Genomic DNA, 1380 nt, shown 5'->3' with positions numbered 1-1380 from the left:
GTGCGGGCGCCGCCCGCCCGGGCGCCGGTGCGCGGCCGGGGTCGGCGACGCCGCGGCGGACGTCCACGACCACGGGCCTGCGCTGGGGCGGCGTCGTGTCGCGCCCCCTCGTCGCGCTCGTGCTCGTCGTGCTGTTCGCCGTGCTCGGCGCGCTCTTCGCGGACCGCGTCTGGGGCGCCGAGCGCACGCCGACGACGACGTCGTCGGGTGCCGCCTCCCTCGCCGACGTGCCGGGACGTGGGATGCTGCCGCTGCGTACCCTGGAGGGCGGCAGCGCGCAGGCGGCCCGAGGCGAGACACCGGCCCCTGCGGCGGCGACGGACGACACACTGGGCGCAGCCGCCGTGACCATCGGGGCGACGGGTCAGGCACCGAGCCTGGACCGGGATGCAGGGCAGACGACGACAGCGAGGAACCTGTAGTGGTGGACGACGCACCTCGGATCCTCGGCGGCCGCTACGAGGTCGGCGAGCTCATCGGGCGCGGAGGCATGGCCGAGGTCCACATCGGCCACGACACGCGTCTCGGGCGCACCGTGGCCATCAAGATCCTGCGCTCCGACCTGGCCCGCGACCCGTCCTTCCAGGCCCGGTTCCGGCGCGAGGCGCAGGCCGCGGCCTCGCTCAACCACCCCGCGATCGTCGCCGTGTACGACACCGGCGAGGACATCTTCACCGAGCAGGGCGGCGCCGTCTCGCACGTCCCGTTCATCGTCATGGAGTACGTCGAGGGGCACACCGTCCGCGACATCCTGCGCGACGGGTCCGCCGTGCCACTCGAGGAGGCCGTCGAGATCACCGCCGGCGTGCTGTCGGCGCTCGAGTACTCCCACCACGCGGGCATCGTGCACCGCGACATCAAGCCCGCGAACGTCATGCTGACGCCCACGGGCGCCGTCAAGGTCATGGACTTCGGCATCGCCCGCGCGATGGCCGACTCGGCCGGCACGATGACGCAGACGCAGGCGGTCATCGGCACCGCGCAGTACCTCTCGCCCGAGCAGGCGCGCGGCGAGCAGGTCGACTCGCGCAGCGACCTGTACTCGACCGGCTGCCTCCTCTTCGAGCTGCTCACGGGCCGTCCGCCCTTCATCGGCGACTCGCCCGTCGCCGTCGCGTACCAGCACGCACGCGAGGTGGCGCCGCCGCCGAGCACGTTCGCGTCGGACGTCCCCGAGGCGCTCGACCGGATCACGATGAAGGCGCTCGCCAAGGACCGCGAGCAGCGGTACAGCTCGGCGGCCGAGTTCCGGTCCGACCTCGAGGCCGCCCTGCGCGGTGGCCACATCAACGCGCCCGCCCTCGGCGCGCTGGGTGCGGGCGCCGTCGGCGCCGGTGCGCTGGCCGCCGGTGCCGCGACCGAGGTGCTGCGGCCCGGGCC

Annotated in this window: 1 protein-coding gene and 1 pseudogene; both read left to right on the top strand. The window is 74.6% G+C overall.

Features of this window, described 5'->3' with window-relative positions; translation table 11 throughout:
• Positions 1-422, top strand: a pseudogene (locus tag ICW40_RS20395) (hypothetical protein); the annotation flags it as partial.
• Positions 422-1380, top strand: a 959-nt coding sequence (gene pknB, locus ICW40_RS20390) for a Stk1 family PASTA domain-containing Ser/Thr kinase (RefSeq protein ID WP_221655799.1), incomplete at its 3' end; no start/stop codon positions are given. The pseudogene ICW40_RS20395 and the gene pknB, both read left to right, overlap by 1 nt.

Origin of the sequence: Actinotalea ferrariae, from assembly GCF_019733465.1 — a bacterium.
GTDB classification, from domain to species: Bacteria; Actinomycetota; Actinomycetes; order Actinomycetales; family Cellulomonadaceae; genus Actinotalea; species Actinotalea ferrariae_A.
Note: the sequence above shows the minus strand (reverse complement) of the source record. Positions and strands in the feature narration are given on the sequence as shown.